We start from the raw sequence: 17559 nt of genomic DNA on the forward strand, positions 1-17559 counted from the left end.
ATAAACCCTTTTTTATCTGCATTATTCTTGTAAATTTTTGGCCCACGCCCTTGAAGCGATATGCCTATGCCCCCACTTTTTGAAACAAGCTCGAAGCTTATTATTGAAGCGAGTCTATAATAGTGCGCCCATAGCGTAGTCAAAAACAAAAGCTGGACGGCGCTGCTATTATTGGACTGACATGGAACCTTTTATTCAAACAACTTTTGGAGTCCTAACGATGAATATTCGTCCTTTACATGATCGTATTGTCGTACGCCGCATAGAAGAAGAAACCAAAACGGCTGGTGGCATTTTATTACCAGGTTCAGCGCAAGAAAAACCATCACAGGGTGAGATCCTAGCGACGGGTAACGGTCAGGTTCGTGACAACGGTGAAGTCCGCACTTTAGATGTTAAAGTCGGCGATAAAGTTTTGTTCGGTCAATATGCTGGTCAAACGGTAAAAGTTGACGGCGAAGAGCTACTGATTATGAAAGAGTCTGATGTATTGGGTGTACTAGAAGGTTAATTTTAAACCTCTTATACCCGATTTACTTATATAAAACCTTTTTAAACATTAACAAAAATAATATTGGAGTAATTTGACATGGCAAAAGACGTAAAGTTTGGCATTGATGCTCGCACGCAAATGATGGACGGTGTCAACGTTCTAGCAAACGCAGTACGAGTCACTCTAGGACCTAAAGGTCGTAACGTGGTAATCGATAAGTCTTTTGGCGCACCGACCATTACTAAAGATGGTGTTTCGGTTGCCAAAGAGATCGAGCTTGAAAATAAGTTTGAGAACATGGGCGCGCAGCTCGTTCGCGAAGTCGCTAGCCGCACTAACGATGTCGCCGGTGACGGGACTACGACAGCTACAGTATTGGCTCAGTCTATCCTGCAAGAAGGCATGAAGTCAGTCGCTGCCGGCATGAACCCTATGGATCTCAAACGCGGTATCGACAAAGCGGTACGCGCGGCAGTTGAGCAGATTCATCAGTTATCAACGCCAGCGGACGACTCAAAAGCTATTGCTCAAGTCGGTTCTATCTCAGCGAACTCAGATACCAAAATCGGTGAGCTTATTGCGCAAGCGATGGAAAAAGTCGGTAAGCAAGGCGTTATCACTGTCGAGGAAGGCTCAAGCTTTGAGGACACTCTAGAAGTGGTCGAAGGTATGCAGTTTGACCGTGGTTATATCAGCCCATATTTTGCTAATAAGCAAGATAGCTTAACTGCTGAATTTGAAAACCCATATATCTTATTGGTTGACAAAAAAATCGGCAACATCCGCGAAATCGTGCCACTACTTGAGCAAGTCATGCAGCAGAGCAAGCCACTGCTTATCATCGCTGAAGATGTTGAAAACGAAGCCTTAGCGACCTTAGTTGTCAACAACATGCGCGGCGGCCTAAAAACTTGTGCCGTAAAAGCCCCTGGTTTTGGCGATCGCCGTAAAGCGATGCTACAAGATATCGCTATCTTGACTGGCGGTACGGTCATCTCAGAAGAGATTGGCCTAAGCCTAGAAGAAGCGACCCTTGAGCAGCTCGGTACTGCCAAAAAAGTCACTGTCGGTAAAGAAAACACCGTCATCGTTAATGGTGCAGGCGAAACCACAGCTATCAACGAGCGTGTTGAATCTATTCAGCGTCAAGTGGAAGAGTCTACCTCTGACTATGATAAAGAAAAGCTACAAGAGCGCATGGCAAAACTTGCTGGCGGCGTAGCAGTTATCAAAGTTGGCGCGGCAACTGAAACTGAGATGAAAGAGAAAAAAGATCGCGTTGATGATGCGCTACATGCCACTCGCGCGGCTGTCGAAGAAGGTGTCGTTCCTGGCGGCGGTGTTGCACTCGTTCGTGCGATGAACGCTTTATCTGAGCTAAAAGGCGATAACGATGACCAAGACGCGGGTATCAATATCCTACGCCGCGCGATGGAAGCGCCGCTACGTCAAATCGTGACTAACTCTGGCGAAGAAGCGTCAGTCGTGGTCAACGAAGTCAAGAGCGGTAGCGGTAACTACGGTTACAACGCAGCATCTAGCGAATACGGTGATATGCTACAGATGGGTATCTTAGACCCTGCTAAAGTATCTCGCTCAGCGCTAGAAAACGCAGCTTCTGTTGCAGGTCTTATGCTGACGACTGAAGCGATGATCACTGATCTACCACAAAGCGATGACGGCATGGGTGCTATGCCTGCTGGCGCTGGTGGTGGAATGGGCGGCATGGGTGGAATGGGCGGCATGATGTAATCAGCCCTTTGACCTGTACTGCTTAGTACTGTAGCTTTTACGCTATAGTACGCAGCAGACAAAACCCCGATAGGCGAGAGCTTATCGGGGTTTTTTGTCCTTATTTAATCCGCTAAAAATTAAGAATTTACCTCATCTCTTCTAAACGTCCAAGTATTATCGTCAGACAGCTCATCGACATAATAATAACCTACCAAATCAAACTTTTTGAGTTGTTCCGCTTTGGTCAGCTTATTGTCCGCGGCATATTTCACCATCAGGCCGCGCGCTTTTTTGGCATAAAAGCTAATCACTTTATATTGACCGTTCTTCTCATCTTCAAATCTAGGGGTAATAATCTGCGCGTCCAGTGCTTTTTTCTTAACCGATTTAAAGTACTCGTTAGACGCTAGGTTAATCAGTACCTTGTCATCGCTATCGGCCATCTGCTTATTAATAGCATCGGTGATTTTCTCGCCCCAGAACTCATACAAATTATCACCGCGCGCGTTTTTTAGCTTAGTGCCCATCTCTAAGCGGTACGGCTGCATCAAGTCTAGCGGTTTTAACACGCCATATAGACCAGATAAGATACCCAAATGCTCGTTGAGATACAGCATGGTGTCTTTATCCATCTCATAGCTGGCAAGTCCAGTATAAACATCACCATCGAACAGATAAGCGGCAGGCTTGGCATTGTCCGAGTCATGTGGCATTTGCCATGCTTGGTTACGCTCGCTATTTAGCTGCGCCAAATCATCGGAGATGCTCATAAGCTCTTGCAAATCCATCGGATCTTTGGCTTTAAGGGTTTTTATCAGTTGAGCTGAGTCGTCAATGAGGGCAGGCTGGCTATAATAATTGCCAAGGTTCAATGGCACAGCGTCCGTTTCATTTAAAGACTTGGCAGGGGAGAGTACAAAGTACATAGAGGCTCCTTTTTTAAGTATCGAGTAATTATCAATAAATAGGGCAAGCAAAAACTTAGCCAATTGTGATGTCAGTCATGGCACTACCATAGCATAAACCTATAGCGATAGAGGATAGGCATTGACTAAGTAAACCATCGGTGCGCTCAAAGCAGCAATATATGCAAAAAATAGAATGTATACACGGCTATTATTGTCAATAATTTTCTGATATAACAATAAAAGTTATAGCCCAGACGCGACCTCTAACTTTTTATTTACTTATGAGTCATCATTAAACAATGAAAGGTAGGGGATGATGTCTCTATAATAAAAACAGATGATGAAGATAGTATTATCATTTAGGGAATTGATAATCTTTGCTCAGTGCTTTACTTCACAGAGTACGAGCTGAGCAGGGTTTTTTTTGCGCCCACTATTTTATCACTCAATATAGCCATAAAGCCAAAGCTTGTGATCAGTCAAGTATTTGCATGTAAGGAGACGATATGAAAATCGGTGTTATCAGTGCAGACAGCACAACTGAGAGCCGCGTAGCACTAACCCCAGACGCGGTCAAAAAACTGCGTAGACATGGGTTTGAGGTCGTCGTTCAGTCAGGCGCAGGTCTTGCAGCCTATTATACAGACGACAGCTATCAGACGGCTGGAGCCGATATTGCTAGCAGCAGCGCTGAGGTGGTTGAGCAGTCGCAAATTATTACCACTATCAGTGACTTGCCAGCTGAGCTCACCGAGACGCTAAAGCCTAAGCAAATCGTCGTGGGTATGCTAGATCCTTACCGTAATACTCAGCTAGAGACTTATGCGACCAAAGGCGCGACTGTATTTGCGATGGAGCTATTGCCACGTACCTTGTCGCGCGCGCAAAACATGGATGTCTTATCCTCACAAGCCAACCTTGCCGGTTATAAAGCGGTGCTCTTAGCAGCCAATGAATACTCACGTCCTTTTCCTATGTTTATGACCTCAGCAGGTACCGTCAAGCCTGCCAAAGTGGTCATCTTAGGCGTCGGCGTAGCAGGCTTGCAAGCGATTGCTACGGCCAAGCGTCTAGGCGCTGTGGTTGAAGCAAGTGATTTGCGTCCTTCTGCACGCGAGCAAGTCGAGTCGCTTGGCGGTAAATGGCTAGATGTACCGATGAGTGAGGAAGAAGCGCAAAAGGCCAAAGCAACCGGCGGTTATGCATGGACGCCCTCAGAGCAGTATATGAAAGATCAAGCGGCAGTGGTGGATAAAGCGCTAAGCGGCGCTGATATCGTCATTACCACCGCGCAGATACCAGGTCGTGACGCTCCAAGATTGGTGCATAAGACCACACTCGATAAGATGAAAGCCGGCTCCGTGCTGATCGATATGGCAGCGGGCACCGGCGGCAACGTTGAAGGCGCAGTTGCTAATGAGACGGTCACTACAGACAACGGCGTGCGTATCGTTGGTGCGGCAAACATTCCATCTATGCTCGCCGCGCAGTCCTCAGATCTTTATGCCAATAACTTAGTGAACTTTATCACGACTTTGATTGCTGAAGATGATGCGAATACTGACGCTGCACCGAACCAACTGGCGCTTCATTTAGATATGGAAGATGAGATTCAAGGCGCGCTGGCAGTGACCCATGAGGGTCAAGTACGATTGGCGAAGCGCTAAGCGGCTGACTACTGAGTTACTCAGCTATGAGTCTTTGTTATATCACTAATGAATCTGTCAGTAATGAATAAATTTTAGGAGGATAAAATGATTGCCACTATTTTAGCAGCCGCGCCAGCTGGCGCCGCTATGGCTAGCACGCCATTTGTCGCAATTTTTACCGTATTTGTACTCGCGATCTTTGTGGGTTATTACGTGGTTTGGGGTGTGACTCCAGCGCTGCATACGCCTTTGATGGCAGTTACCAATGCATTGTCTAGTATTGTAATTGTTGGGGCGATTTTGCAGACCGTCGTTATCGATAACCAAGTGTTTACGGCGACGAGTTTGATCGGTGCTTTTGCTGTGTTTTTAGCCAGTATCAATATCTTTGGCGGCTTTTCAGTGACGGAGCGTATGTTATCAATGTTCAAACCTAAACCCAAAAAAGCGCCAGTGGTAAAAACGGATAATGGAGGTGATGCATGAGTGATTTAACAAACTTTATCGCCACTAATGCGGACTGGTTTTATTTAGTTGGCGCTATTTTATTTGTCTTGACCTTACGTGGACTCTCAAGCCCAAAGACCGCTATCCGCGGTAACCGTTTGGGTATGGTCGCGATGGCTATTGCCGTTATCACCACTTTCTTCTTGGCCGAAGGTCCGATCATGTGGATGATCATTGGTGCCATGGTATTAGGCGCAGCGGTTGGTATTTGGAAGTCAAAAACGGTAGCGATGACACAAATGCCAGAAACCGTGGCTTTGATGCACTCCTTAGTTGGCCTGGCGGCAGTAGCGATTGCTTTGGCAACGGTATTACATTCTGATCAAGAGTACAATACGGTCACCCGCTTAGAGCTATTTATTGGCTGTTTCATCGGTGCGATTACCTTCTCAGCCTCGGTCTTTGCCTTTGGTAAACTTGCCGCAAAAAGTTGGGCAAAAACGGTCAATGGCGGCTGGGTTAAGCCCGTGCAAGCGCTATTATTTATCGCGATGCTAGGCTTTGGCGCAGTATACTTTATTACTGATTCGCTCACTGCCTTCTACATTATGACTGTATTAGCGATCGCCTTTGGTTGGATGTGGATTGCGCCAATTGGCGGCGGTGATATGCCCGTAGTTGTGTCGCTCCTTAACTCCTTCTCAGGTTGGGCTGCAGCAGGTATTGGTTTTACCTTAGGTAACTCGATGCTAATTATTGCAGGCTCACTGGTCGGCTCATCAGGGGCAATTTTATCTTATATTATGTGTAAGGCGATGAACCGCTCATTGATTAACGTTTTATTCGGCGGAATGGGCAGTGCAGCGGTGGCAGGCGGCGCTGATGACGGCGCGCCAAAGAACTATAAGTCAGGCTCAGCAGAAGATGCAGGCTTTCTTATGTCTAATGCTAGCGACGTCATTATCGTACCGGGTTATGGTATGGCGCAAGGCCGTGCACAGAATGCGGTCAAAGAGCTATATGAGCTACTAAAAGAAGAGGGCGTCAATGTACGCTTTGCTATTCACCCGGTTGCCGGTCGTATGCCCGGTCACATGAACGTACTATTGGCAGAGGCTGACGTTCCTTATGATGATATCTTGGAGATGGATGAGATTAATTCAGACTTCCCAAGTACTGATGTGGTGCTAGTCATTGGTGCTAATGACGTGGTCAACCCATCAGCCAAAGACGATCCCACGTCACCAATCTTTGGTATGCCTATCTTAGAGGTAACCAAAGCGCAAACGGTAATGGTCATCAAGCGCTCAATGAGCACAGGCTATGCTGGTCTAGATAACAGTCTGTTCTACATGGATAAGACTATGATGATCTTTGGTGATGCCAAGAAAATGGTGGAAGAGATGGTACGCAGTATCAATGGCGGCGGTCATTAATTAGCTATTAGTACTTTTTAATAAGCATTTCCAGTAAAAAAGTCACTCCGGTGGCTTTTTTGCGTTATGGTATAGCGCCATTATTTCACTTATATAGTGAGTTCATTATAAAAACGACACAGCGGGACTGGGATGCTTTTGTTTAAATATTAGTTATGCAGCCTCTGTCTGCGTAGGCACAGCACGCCAGTAAAATTTATACCAGTTCCGCGGCTAAAAACCATATATCTATTTTATTTAGAATCGACTATAACACACAGAACAAACGCGAAAAGAGTTCCCTATGAATATGTTAATCCGTTTTTTTATTATGACAAGCTTACTCAAACAACAGCTCAAGCAGCAAGAAAAGAGTGATAATAAAACCCTAGATAGCGAGGCGTTGAGCGCGCCAATTGTTCGCCATTATCGAGTACTACCGCATGATATGGGCTTTCGCGATCACCTACCCAATTATCGGTACTTGTCCTTTATTGAGCTCAATATTACCCGTTGGCTCATGGCTTGTGTCCATCAAAAGGGTATTAAGCCTTTAAACTGGGTCATCGCTATGCAAGAGATGATCTATCTTAAAGAGATTAAGTTTTTGGATAAAATGACGGTCAGTAGTGTACTTGCCGGCTGGGATAACAAGTATATCTACTTTGAAAGCCGCTTTTTTGTCAAAAGCCAACTGATGGGCGTTGGGATGACCAAGTTTGTACTAAAAGATAAGCAAGGCAATAAATGCGAGTCAAGTGTGCTAGATATGAATGGTAAGAAACTAAGCGATGTCATTGATAGTTGGAATCAGCACCAAGTCGCGGTTAAGTCGGCCAAGTCAGCATAGATAATGTCAAAAACAGCACGAAGAAAGCGTACTGACAATAACAGGGTAAAACAACTTGGCTATAATCATTTGCTGAATTTTGGTAGGATAGAGCCTATCAAATCGCCAATACTAAGGCGACACTACTATTTCTAAAACGACTAAAAAAAGGTACCGTTATGACGCCACAAAAATTAAAATGGACCGACAGCTTAGATATCGCAATCGAGCTTTATGAAAAATTTCCAGAGACTGATCCGCAGTACATACGCTTTACCGATTTGCATCGCTGGGTGACGGAATTAGAAGGCTTTGATGATGATCCGCAGCGCTCAAATGAAGGCATCTTGGAAGCGATTCAGATGAACTGGATAGATGAAGCCGATTAAGTTGACTTTACTTGCAAAGTATTGGTAATCAACTCTTTAATATGCATCAGGAAACACTATGAGCTCACAAGTCAAAGAGCTATCGGAGGCGATAGTTTGTAAAGGCATTAGCGTGCGTACTACTAATAATGCTGAAATTAGTTTTGAGACCGCGAAACTTGGCCGTTTATGGCAAAAGTTTTATCAAAACCATGTCAGTCACCTGGACGAGGGTGAGGATATTTATGGCGTTTTTCATAACTATGAGAGCGAGGATCTAGTCGGTGCCTTCGATGTGGTCGCTAGTTGGAAAGTAGAGAGCGAGCAGACAGCAGGGCAGGACAGTAGCGAAAGTAATAAGCGCAGCGAAGAGAGCAGTAAAGATAGCAAAGACAGTAACGTTCTTAGCCCTGAGAATATTTTAAGTGCCGCTCATGGTAGTGATGTCATTACGGTGACTATCCCTGCAGGTAAGTATTTAGTGTTTACCGAAGAGGGTAGAATGCCCAATACAGTGATGAATGCGTGGGAGAAAGCATGGGAGTACTTCCATAACCCAGACTGCGAACACACGCGCACTTATAATGTCGATTTTGAGCATTATATCGGTGGTAATTTAGAATACGGGCAGCTGGATCTCTATATCGGCATTAAGTGAAAATAAATCATCAGCTAACAAAAAGCACCAGCAATTGGTTACTGGTGCTTCTTTATTTTTCAATTCTATTTACACAGTTAATCTAGCAATAAGTTCTCTAATATTCCTTCATATATCTGCGCCAGTTTTCCTAAGTCATCGACTTCGACCTTTTCATCAACTTGATGAATAGTGGCATTACGCACGCCAAGCTCAACCACTTGCGCGCCAGTAGGAGCAATAAAGCGGCCGTCGGATGTCCCGCCCGAAGTAGAAAGCGTAGTATCAGTACCAGTTACTGACTTGATCGCATTTTGACAAGCGGAAACCAGTTTACCTTCGGGCGTTAAGAACGGATTGCCGGATAATTTCCAATGAATATCATAACTGGCGTCACTATTAGCAAAATGCTTGTCAAATATCGCATGGGTTTTTTCTTTGAGTTCTTCCTCAGTCGTTTCAGTCGAAAAACGAAAGTTGAATACAGCTTCTAGTGTTTCAGGAATGACGTTGGTCGCGCCCGTACCACTGTTGATATTAGAGATTTGCAAGGAAGTGGCAGGGAAGTAGTCGTTACCAGAGTCCCATTCAGCAGCAGTCAGATCGCTTAGTGCTGCCATTGCCGCATGAATCGGATTACTAGCCAAATGCGGGTAGGCGACGTGACCTTGTTTACCTGTGACCGTCAGCTCTGCTCCTAACGAGCCACGCCTGCCGTTTTTGATAATATCGCCGAGGGTATTGGTACTTGAAGGTTCACCGACTAGGCAGTAAGTTATTTTTTCATCGCGAGCTTCCAAGGTTTCGATAACCTTCACCGTACCATTGATTGAGGGGCCTTCTTCATCTGAGGTAATCAGCATAGCTATTGAGCCTTTATGCTCAGGGTGACTCGCGACAAAACGCTCGCTTGCAATGGTAAAAGCCGCGATGCCGGTTTTCATATCAGCGGCACCGCGCGCCCATAGATAGCCATCCGCTATAGTTGGCGTAAAGGGTGGATAGGTCCAATGATTCACATCACCAGTTGGTACGACATCGGTGTGACCGGCGAAGCAAATCACGGGATTAGCCGCGCCGCGCCGTGCCCATAAGTTTTTGACCTCAGCATGCTCGCCTGTTTTGTCTCTATCACCGAAGTACATAAACTCACAGTCAAAGCCTGCTTGCTCTAATCGCGCTGACAATATATCTTGGCAGCCATCATCATCTGGCGTGACTGAAGGACGCTCAAGTAGCTCAATGCTCAGATCTAGCGTGGCTTGTTGATGGTTTTGCGCTAAGACGTTTTTGTTATTATTGTCTGACATAAGAAACCTTGTACTAAAAGTAATTTTATTAGAATAAACAATTCAACGGATAACTAACCTTCCTCAACAAAAGGCACTAAACCGTCACGGCGCATCCACGTGGCAATAGAATAGCGCTGACGATGGGCGGTTTGCACTTGATGTTGTAGGTCGCTATTGAAGATAATTAAGCGATTGGCAAGCGGCATGACTTCATGATGGACGCTGTGATTATCCACAATTTCAACCGCGCCGCCGTCTATCTCTTCCCAGTCGTCGTTGAGATAAAATACCGCAGATATCACGCGCTCATCACGGCCTGCCGGGTTGTCACTGTGCCACTTATAGCCAAAGCCAGGTGGATAGCAGGCATAATGCGCCTCACTATGACGAATACCAGTAAATAGCGTCCGGTTCAATAGAGCCGATAGCGCATTGATAGCCTGTAGGTAATAAAACCCAGCAAAGAAGTCCTTGGTGATCCAGCGAATGTTATCACCGCGAATATTGCTTACCCGAATGCCAGCGGTAAGCTCAGCTTCACGGTAGTCAATAAAGCCACTTTCCGCCTGCAAGGCAAGCAAGGCTTTATCTGCAAAAACATCATCGAGTACCATCCATCCATCCGCAACCAGTTTATCAAGCGCGCTATCGCTGAGTCTATGCGCCCAGTCGACCTCAAAGTCAGACAGTTGCAAGAGGCGTTGGGTTAAGCCATCAGTGCTTGCGCCTTGTTTATCATCTGGCGTAAGCTGCGGCGGATTATCCATGCCTATAGGCTTATCAACCGCGAGGGGCGTTATCTTAAGATTGCTAGTAATCATTGCCATATTGTACCGTCACTCTTTACGAATTACTAAAGTGCTATTAGCGCTTATCAACGTTCAATCAACGTCTAATTACCAAAACCCACGTTATCTTTTAGGCTTCCTATGCTACCATAGATGCAATTCTTGTTATTTAAACTTTTGAGACTATGAACTATAAACATGCCTACCACGCGGGTAACTTCGCCGATGTGGTGAAACATATTTTGCTTGTGCAACTGCTCAATCAATTAAGCCAAAAAAACAAACCTTTTTATGCTCTCGATGCTTACGGTGGTCGAGGCCTTTATTCGCTGGCAAGCGAAGAGTCGCGTAAAACAGAGGAAGCCAAAGGCGGTATCCAAGCGTTATTAAAAGCTGAAAACTTAGATATGGAAAAAGCGCCTACTGCCGTCAAAGACTATATGGAAGGCATCAAGCAAGCGCGTTTTACCTATGACAATAAAGTCTATCCAGGTTCGCCTTGGTGGATTGCTCATCATATCGAAAAAACCTCGATTGAAAAGCCAGATAGTAGCGTGCGCGGTGAGGCTTTTGAAGCTAAGGCAAGTGAGTACGATGCACTGAACTATCAGCTGCATAAGCTACCGATTGGTATTCATCATCGCGATGCATTCGAGGGCATTACAGCAGTTGTACCGCCAAAAGAGAAACGCGGCCTGATATTTCTTGATCCGCCTTATGAGCAAGAGCACAAGGACTTCACTCGTCTCATCGATCTACTAGTAGCTGCCTATAACAAATGGCCACAAGGAACTTATGCGCTGTGGTTCCCGATTAAGAATATTGACGCGGTTGAGCTATTCTACAAAAAGCTCAAACGTACCGATATTAGGCGCCAGCTTATCTGTGAGCTTAATATCTATCCAAACGATGTGGCCGTTGGTCTAAATGGTACCGGTATGTTGGTTATTAATCCGCCTTGGCAGTTTGATAATCATGCGCGCGAGATATTACGCTTTTTACAGCCTGCGCTTAAAGTTGCTGATGCACCAAACATGACCCCTGATAGCGCGACCAATGTACGCTGGCTGGTCGGCGAATAAGGATAGGTTATGAGTATGGAGAACGGCATTAGTAATAAAGACGAAATTATCGATAATCAAGCTACTGGTGTTACTGAAAAATCAGCTGAGCTGCCGCTCAATGATAATTTAGGTCATATTAGTGATAGTGCCGCCACGCAGCCGCCTTATCTCGACGAGCATGAGTTTAACATTCGCTTAGCAGATAATGACGATTATGAAGGCCTCACCTTTGAAGTCATTGAGGCAGAAGGTGCCGAGGGTCAGCAAGTAGTGAGTCGCGGTGTCTATTTGGCCCCCAATTTGATTACCACCTTGTCGTTGTTGTCTGGCTTTTATTCGATTTTAGCGAGCACCAGTGGCGAGTTTTATAAAGCCGCTTTAGCGATATTTTTATCAGCTATCTTGGATGGTGCCGATGGACGAGTAGCGCGTATGCTCAACGCGCAAAGCCCGTTCGGTGAGCAGTATGACTCTTTAGCTGACCTGTTGGCTTTCGGTATCGCGCCTGCGATTTTGGTCTATAGCTTTGCCCTAGAGCCTTTAGGCCGTATTGGTTTAGGCTGTGCTTTTGTCTTTACGGCTTGCGGCGCGTTTCGTTTGGCGCGTTTTAACGTGCAAGTGGGCATCGTCGATAAAAAGTACTTTGTGGGCCTTGCTAGTCCTTTAGCGGCGATCTTAGTCACCGCAGCCGTCATGGTTGCCATTGACCACAATGAATGGGTGGGTCAATATGACACCTTAATTATGATTTTGTTCGCCGCTTGGGTGGTGATTTGTGGTTTGCTGATGGTCAGTAATGTTAAGTACTATAGCTTTAAAGAGTTCGATAAAAAGAAAGTGCCTTTTGTCGCTTTGATCGTTGCCGTTCTAGTTCTAAGTATTCTTATTTATGATATTCCTGTTGGTATCTTAGCTATCGGCGTTATCTACGCGTTATCAGGTATAGTAACGACGATAAAAGCGAAGCTCTAAAAACGATATCGTATTACAAATCCCGTTACCTATGGATCAAAAGCCGCTTGCTTAGTAGGCGGCTTTTTCTTATATAGGCTGATAACGATAGTTTGTTCTATAGCGCCTTTGCTGCGAGTTGTTGTAAGTGGTGACGTAAAATAAGCGGGTCTATAGGTTTATGTAGGATAGTTGGATTGACCGCTTTTGTCGCTTTGAGGAGCTTAGGTGAAGTATTGGCGGTTAGTAGAATAAAGGACGCTGAGTGGCAAAGAGCAGTACTGCTAGCGTTTTGAATAGCGATAATGACCTCCTCGCCAGTTTCTTTGTCAGCTAAGCGATAATCAGAGATGACAATATCAGGTTGATGCACCTTAAAAGCTGTGAGCGCTTGTGCTACGGTTTGTGCAGCAACAGTCTTACAGCCCCAAACCTCCAATAACAGTTGCATTGATTTGAGCAAAATATTGTCGTCATCGACTACTAATACCGTCTTTCCTGACAGATGATTGACGGCAGTATTGCTATAGAAGATGTTTTCATCATCTTTTTCGCAGATAGGCAGCACGATAGAGAACTGGGATCCTTGGTGCAGCGTAGACTTTACCTCTAGATCTGCTTTTAATAACTCAGTCATACCTTTGACGATAGCCAGCCCAAGTCCTAATCCTTGATTTGTCACATTATTACGCTCTATTTGATGAAAAGACTTAAATGCCTGCTCAATCTCTTGCGGCGTTAGGCCGCTCCCTGTGTCCCATACACTGATACGGCAGTACTCTAGCGTCAAAGAGGAGTGATTTGTAGATAATTTACGCACACCAATCAACACACTGCCTTTATTGGTATAGCGTATGGCGTTGCTGATTAAGTTTCTTAATATCAGTGCCAGCATGATAGGATCGGTCATGACACACAGAGTAGTAGGTTTGAGGCGTAAAGACAGCTGCTTATGCTGGGCTTGTATACTAAACTCATCGACCAAGTTTTGCAGAATACTATTGAGCTCAGTTGCAACAAAATGAGGAGTCATCGCGCCACTTTCTAAATGCGCGTAATCCAACACCGAATTGAGCATCTCACGACTCGATTGGCTAGCAGAGCTGGCGTAATTTACGATTTGTGCTTGCTGACTATCAAGATTAGTATCCTTAAGCGCTTCAATAAATAAGCTTAAGGCTTGTATTGGCTGACGCAGATCGTGGCTGGCTGCCGCCAAAAACTGAGTTTTGGCTGAACTGACTTTTTCTATTTCTCGAGTCTTTATCTGTAGCTGCGCTACTAGGTTATTGTTTTCTAAATAGATCAAGATAGCTTTTAGCGTATTGATAGAGGTATGCTTGGCAAAGAAAATATTGAAAAACAGCAGACCTATAACGGCAAGCCCTAAAATACTAAACTCGGCCCCGTCTATATAGGCGAGTAACAACACCCACATGAACACACTCGGTAATACATAAGCAATGTAGACGCGCCAAAATATAGCTAAGCTTGAGATTCCTCCGCTCATAATACCCAAATGCAACCCTAGCAGTATAATAACTTGCGTGGAGTTCTCAATATTGGTCATAAAGGCTTTGCCAATAGCAAGCGCCCAAAGACAAGCAATTGCCAAAGTGCAAATAAAAAGAACGCTATAGACCGCATAATGCGCTAAGTAATGATCGTTATTTTTAGAGGTGGACTGCGGCACCTCATAAGTCAAAGTAAAAAAAGAGCTGACATAATTATCAGGTAATTGATAGTCAAGGCTATTTAAAGTCGTGCTTTGTTTTGGTTTGGTACTATCATTTGTGTTTTCATCTGTGGTTTGCTGTGCTAAAGCTCTAATTTTTTGCCAGCTCGACCAACAGATATAAAGAATAATAAAATGAAAAAATGTCCAAGTGACAATCAGTAGTTTGGCCGCATTGATCTCCATCATAGGCACACGCTGCAGCATAGCGATAAATATAGGTAGGCAAACAACCATTACTGCAGAAAAAAACAGAATCAAAACTGCAAATACTCTCTTCAAAAATTCAACATCTAACGTATTAGGCTTACTAAGGATAAGTCTCACACAAAGCCAGAGTACGCCTACGATTATCGTATGATATATCATCCAAATAGTATTTAACGTCTGCTGATTTTCACTCAAATCATAAGTGACAAACATAGTCGCAAAAAAACAAAGACTGATAAAAATAATGCCTAAGAGTGTTAAAGGTAAGCTCCTAAGCAGCAGTCTAATCTGCGCGGCTAAAACTAATTTATGATTATAGGTGCTCGGGATTATGCTAGGAAGAGTTTCGATATCGTCGTTATACATAGTCAATAATCCATATCAGTGCTATATAAAACTCTTGCAAAGACCCTTATGTCCAAAAAGCTATGTTCATTCTGGCCTAGCGAGATAACCGGCTTGTTGAGCGGCAATAATGATTTTGGTGCGGTTGTGGACTTCGAAATGATCCATCAAGGTGGCGATATGATTACGCACTGTGTTTTCACTTAAAGACAGCTTATCAGCGATATATTTATTGCTATGACCTTCTGCCATAAGCGCTAATACTTCTAATAGCCGAGTGCTTAGCAAAGTTTTTGCTTGAGTAACGATAGGAGAGTGCGGTGTTTGGAAAGATTCGCTTTTACTTGGTAAGCGGCTCATTAATAGTGACTGTACTGTATTACAAATGAGAGTGGAGTTAGAATTTTTATGCAAAAAACAACAAGCACCTAGCTCTAATGCTCTATTGATCTCTTCATGATTATTCGTAGCAGACAAAAGCATAATACGCGCTTTAGGCCAGCGCTGTTGCAGAATAGTCATACCGTCGATGCCATTGAGCCCTGGCAGACAAATATCTAGTAATATTACATCGACTTCTTCTGTAAGACTTGTCACATCGCTGATTTTCTCAATTTCGATAATGTCAGCGTCTATTTTATTCTTCAGAATGAGACGCAGCCCCGCCCTAAATAGAGCATGATCATCCACCAATAAGACAATTTTTCTTGTTTTCATGTACTTTATCCATTAGCTGCTTTGTCTATATTTACCTAGCGTTCGCTATGATTAATACACTTATCCTGCACTTCATAAAAATTTCTAACTTACAGTTAATAACATATTATTTAATTAGCGTTTGAAAAAATTACTTTAATATATTCAAGTTAACGAATATATTTATAATTAAACATTTTTTGACATGTCATAGATAGTGTAGCAGCTTTAGTAACAAAGGAAAGGCAATAAAAAGGAATTTATTATGCTAAACCATATTTATCGTGTCCTCTCTAACCGTACTACAGACTGTTATATAGCAGTGAAGGAGGTTGCCAAATCAGGTAGTAGGTATAGTAATTCAGTGAGTACTAATACTGGGGTAACTAGTCACGATAAAATTTAATGTTCTATATAAGTAAGATGCTATTTGTAGTAGCATTCTTAAAGACCACTAAATGGTAGTAATGTCGGTATAAGCTATACCTTCGATTAAGTAAGACTGTATTGACTGAGGAATAAGTAGGCCTATTACTATTGTGCTAGGTCTACTAATACTATATCTTGATAATAGATAGAGTTAATTCTAGTGCTAAGCTGTTGAAATCAATAACACTTAGCCGATAGACTTAAACCAAACCAAAATAAACCCAAATTTAAGCTTGACGGACAGAGCAAAGCGCGTATAATGCCACCCAGTCGAAAGGGAAGGCGGATCAGAAAGTGGTTTACCACTGACTAACACATTAATAGCGTAGCTATTAAGTAATGATCCAGCCTACTAAATTAATTTAAAATAAAATAATTTATCTCTTGACAACTTATTTAAACCGTCTATAATACGCACCTCATTAAGGGATAGGGCGAGATAGAGACTAAATAACTTAGTCAAATCAGCCTCTTAACTTACTGAAACAAATTATAAAAAAGCTTGACAAACATAATTAACATGATATGATAGTCAGCTCGCTAATAACAATAAGCACATTGCTTAGTTATTAGTTTATAACTCTTTAACTGGACGACAGTAAAGAGACACTATTTAAAATCAGAACTAAAGAACAACTTGTGTGGATTTTTGCTGAGATAAGAATGCTAAAAATAAAGTTGGTTTGAACTTCTTTTCGGAGTTTATTCTAACTATAAAAATTATCATTTAATCAGCAGAAAAACTCAAAGTTAATTCATTACGAACATAATTTTTAGCGATTTGCCAGATTAAATGAGCCAAGATTAGAAGTCGTCTTACTATTTATAGTGAAGACTTCAAGCAAGATTAAACTGAAGAGTTTGATCATGGCTCAGATTGAACGCTGGCGGCAGGCTTAACACATGCAAGTCGAGCGGAAACGATGGGAGCTTGCTCCCAGGCGTCGAGCGGCGGACGGGTGAGTAACACTTAGGAATCTACCTAGTAGTGGGGGATAGCTCGGGGAAACTCGAATTAATACCGCATACGTCCTACGGGAGAAAGGGGGCAACTTGTTGCTCTCGCTATTAGATGAGCCTAAGTCGGATTAGCTAGTTGGTGGGGTAAAGGCCTACCAAGGCGACGATCTGTAGCTGGTCTGAGAGGATGATCAGCCACACCGGGACTGAGACACGGCCCGGACTCCTACGGGAGGCAGCAGTGGGGAATATTGGACAATGGGGGCAACCCTGATCCAGCCATGCCGCGTGTGTGAAGAAGGCCTTTTGGTTGTAAAGCACTTTAAGCAGTGAAGAAGACCTAACGGTTAATACCCGTTAGCGATGACATTAGCTGCAGAATAAGCACCGGCTAACTCTGTGCCAGCAGCCGCGGTAATACAGAGGGTGCAAGCGTTAATCGGAATTACTGGGCGTAAAGCGAGCGTAGGTGGCTTGATAAGTCAGATGTGAAATCCCCGGGCTTAACCTGGGAACTGCATCTGATACTGTCAGGCTAGAATAGGTGAGAGGAAGGTAGAATTCCAGGTGTAGCGGTGAAATGCGTAGAGATCTGGAGGAATACCGATG

16 protein-coding genes and 1 rRNA gene are annotated in these 17559 nt (G+C 43.9%); 12 read left to right on the plus strand and 5 right to left on the minus strand.

The genetic code is table 11. The features are described from left to right. Positions 1-220 precede the first annotated feature (220 nt). Positions 221-511: a co-chaperone GroES gene (locus tag AAEY83_RS11305; protein WP_025644085.1), complete on the plus strand. Its 291-nt coding sequence runs from the start codon at positions 221-223 to the stop codon at positions 509-511. 78 nt (positions 512-589) lie between these two features. Next, positions 590-2245 carry a chaperonin GroEL gene (gene groL, locus AAEY83_RS11310; RefSeq protein ID WP_025644083.1) on the plus strand — a complete coding sequence of 552 codons (1656 nt, stop codon included), beginning with the start codon at positions 590-592 and terminating at the stop codon, positions 2243-2245. A 119-nt stretch (positions 2246-2364) separates the two neighbouring features. Here groL and yaaA read toward each other — a convergent pair whose 3' ends face one another. Next, a complete protein-coding gene (gene yaaA, locus AAEY83_RS11315) occupies positions 2365-3153 on the minus strand; it encodes a peroxide stress protein YaaA (RefSeq protein WP_025644081.1) in 789 nt (262 codons plus the stop codon). Between the two features lie 488 nt (positions 3154-3641). Between yaaA and AAEY83_RS11320 the strand changes: the two genes are divergently transcribed. The 6 genes from AAEY83_RS11320 to AAEY83_RS11345 all read left to right on the plus strand — a co-directional run bounded on the left by AAEY83_RS11320 (position 3642) and on the right by AAEY83_RS11345 (position 8501). Next, a complete protein-coding gene (locus AAEY83_RS11320; protein ID WP_025644079.1) occupies positions 3642-4802 on the plus strand; it encodes an NAD(P) transhydrogenase subunit alpha in 1161 nt (386 codons plus the stop codon). A 129-nt stretch (positions 4803-4931) separates the two neighbouring features. Further along, the gene (locus AAEY83_RS11325) at positions 4932-5270 is read left to right on the plus strand and encodes a proton-translocating transhydrogenase family protein (protein ID WP_051397413.1); all 339 of its coding nucleotides are present in this window, start codon (positions 4932-4934) and stop codon (positions 5268-5270) included. Next, a complete protein-coding gene (locus tag AAEY83_RS11330; RefSeq protein WP_025644075.1) occupies positions 5267-6667 on the plus strand; it encodes an NAD(P)(+) transhydrogenase (Re/Si-specific) subunit beta in 1401 nt (466 codons plus the stop codon). The genes AAEY83_RS11325 and AAEY83_RS11330 overlap by 4 nt, the downstream gene beginning before the upstream one ends. A 283-nt stretch (positions 6668-6950) precedes the next feature. Continuing rightward, positions 6951-7496 carry an acyl-CoA thioesterase gene (locus AAEY83_RS11335; protein ID WP_025644073.1) on the plus strand — a complete coding sequence of 182 codons (546 nt, stop codon included), beginning with the start codon at positions 6951-6953 and terminating at the stop codon, positions 7494-7496. Between the two features lie 158 nt (positions 7497-7654). After that, positions 7655-7864, plus strand: a complete 210-nt coding sequence (gene iscX, locus AAEY83_RS11340; protein WP_011279849.1) for a Fe-S cluster assembly protein IscX — start codon at positions 7655-7657, stop codon at positions 7862-7864. Positions 7865-7922: 58 nt separating this feature from the next. Then, positions 7923-8501, plus strand: a complete 579-nt coding sequence (locus AAEY83_RS11345; RefSeq protein WP_025644066.1) for a GyrI-like domain-containing protein — start codon at positions 7923-7925, stop codon at positions 8499-8501. Positions 8502-8578: 77 nt separating this feature from the next. Here AAEY83_RS11345 and dapE read toward each other — a convergent pair whose 3' ends face one another. Next, the gene (gene dapE / locus AAEY83_RS11350) at positions 8579-9790 is read right to left on the minus strand and encodes a succinyl-diaminopimelate desuccinylase (RefSeq protein ID WP_025644064.1); all 1212 of its coding nucleotides are present in this window, start codon (positions 9788-9790) and stop codon (positions 8579-8581) included. A 53-nt stretch (positions 9791-9843) separates the two neighbouring features. Then, positions 9844-10599 (minus strand): 2OG-Fe(II) oxygenase, encoded by a 756-nt coding sequence (locus AAEY83_RS11355; protein WP_025644062.1) that lies wholly within the window; start codon positions 10597-10599, stop codon positions 9844-9846. A gap of 146 nt (positions 10600-10745) precedes the next feature. Between AAEY83_RS11355 and AAEY83_RS11360 the strand changes: the two genes are divergently transcribed. Continuing rightward, positions 10746-11642 (plus strand): 23S rRNA (adenine(2030)-N(6))-methyltransferase RlmJ, encoded by an 897-nt coding sequence (locus tag AAEY83_RS11360; protein WP_025644060.1) that lies wholly within the window; start codon positions 10746-10748, stop codon positions 11640-11642. 9 nt (positions 11643-11651) lie between these two features. Then, positions 11652-12596 (plus strand): CDP-diacylglycerol--serine O-phosphatidyltransferase, encoded by a 945-nt coding sequence (pssA, locus tag AAEY83_RS11365; protein WP_227501906.1) that lies wholly within the window; start codon positions 11652-11654, stop codon positions 12594-12596. Between the two features lie 97 nt (positions 12597-12693). Here pssA and AAEY83_RS11370 read toward each other — a convergent pair whose 3' ends face one another. Both AAEY83_RS11370 and AAEY83_RS11375 read right to left on the minus strand, forming a co-directional pair. Then, positions 12694-14499, minus strand: a complete 1806-nt coding sequence (locus AAEY83_RS11370; RefSeq protein WP_198013328.1) for an ATP-binding response regulator — start codon at positions 14497-14499, stop codon at positions 12694-12696. Positions 14500-14952: 453 nt separating this feature from the next. Beyond that, on the minus strand, positions 14953-15582 hold the full coding sequence (locus AAEY83_RS11375) for a response regulator (protein WP_025644053.1): 630 nt from the start codon (positions 15580-15582) through the stop codon (positions 14953-14955). Between the two features lie 244 nt (positions 15583-15826). Here AAEY83_RS11375 and AAEY83_RS11380 point away from each other — a divergent pair, with 244 nt between their 5' ends. Both AAEY83_RS11380 and AAEY83_RS11385 read left to right on the plus strand, forming a co-directional pair. Beyond that, a complete protein-coding gene (locus tag AAEY83_RS11380; RefSeq protein ID WP_227501892.1) occupies positions 15827-15967 on the plus strand; it encodes an ESPR-type extended signal peptide-containing protein in 141 nt (46 codons plus the stop codon). An 872-nt stretch (positions 15968-16839) separates the two neighbouring features. Continuing rightward, positions 16840-17559 (plus strand): 16S ribosomal RNA (locus AAEY83_RS11385); the annotation flags it as partial.

The sequence above is a fragment of the Psychrobacter sp. TB20-MNA-CIBAN-0197 genome, assembly GCF_040309765.1.
Classification (GTDB): Bacteria; Pseudomonadota; Gammaproteobacteria; order Pseudomonadales; family Moraxellaceae; genus Psychrobacter; species Psychrobacter submarinus.

What these genes read in the sequence shown, in the direction of transcription:
- AAEY83_RS11305 (WP_025644085.1), top strand. Translation starts at nt 221, where the DNA reads ATGAATATTCGTCCTTTACATGATCGTATTGTCGTACGCCGCATAGAA.
- groL (WP_025644083.1), top strand. Translation starts at nt 590, where the DNA reads ATGGCAAAAGACGTAAAGTTTGGCATTGATGCTCGCACGCAAATGATG.
- yaaA (WP_025644081.1), bottom strand. Translation starts at nt 3,153, where the DNA reads ATGTACTTTGTACTCTCCCCTGCCAAGTCTTTAAATGAAACGGACGCT.
- AAEY83_RS11320 (WP_025644079.1), top strand. Translation starts at nt 3,642, where the DNA reads ATGAAAATCGGTGTTATCAGTGCAGACAGCACAACTGAGAGCCGCGTA.
- AAEY83_RS11325 (WP_051397413.1), top strand. Translation starts at nt 4,932, where the DNA reads ATGGCTAGCACGCCATTTGTCGCAATTTTTACCGTATTTGTACTCGCG.
- AAEY83_RS11330 (WP_025644075.1), top strand. Translation starts at nt 5,267, where the DNA reads ATGAGTGATTTAACAAACTTTATCGCCACTAATGCGGACTGGTTTTAT.
- AAEY83_RS11335 (WP_025644073.1), top strand. Translation starts at nt 6,951, where the DNA reads ATGAATATGTTAATCCGTTTTTTTATTATGACAAGCTTACTCAAACAA.
- iscX (WP_011279849.1), top strand. Translation starts at nt 7,655, where the DNA reads ATGACGCCACAAAAATTAAAATGGACCGACAGCTTAGATATCGCAATC.
- AAEY83_RS11345 (WP_025644066.1), top strand. Translation starts at nt 7,923, where the DNA reads ATGAGCTCACAAGTCAAAGAGCTATCGGAGGCGATAGTTTGTAAAGGC.
- dapE (WP_025644064.1), bottom strand. Translation starts at nt 9,790, where the DNA reads ATGTCAGACAATAATAACAAAAACGTCTTAGCGCAAAACCATCAACAA.
- AAEY83_RS11355 (WP_025644062.1), bottom strand. Translation starts at nt 10,599, where the DNA reads ATGGCAATGATTACTAGCAATCTTAAGATAACGCCCCTCGCGGTTGAT.
- AAEY83_RS11360 (WP_025644060.1), top strand. Translation starts at nt 10,746, where the DNA reads ATGAACTATAAACATGCCTACCACGCGGGTAACTTCGCCGATGTGGTG.
- pssA (WP_227501906.1), top strand. Translation starts at nt 11,652, where the DNA reads ATGAGTATGGAGAACGGCATTAGTAATAAAGACGAAATTATCGATAAT.
- AAEY83_RS11370 (WP_198013328.1), bottom strand. Translation starts at nt 14,499, where the DNA reads ATGATGGAGATCAATGCGGCCAAACTACTGATTGTCACTTGGACATTT.
- AAEY83_RS11375 (WP_025644053.1), bottom strand. Translation starts at nt 15,582, where the DNA reads ATGAAAACAAGAAAAATTGTCTTATTGGTGGATGATCATGCTCTATTT.
- AAEY83_RS11380 (WP_227501892.1), top strand. Translation starts at nt 15,827, where the DNA reads ATGCTAAACCATATTTATCGTGTCCTCTCTAACCGTACTACAGACTGT.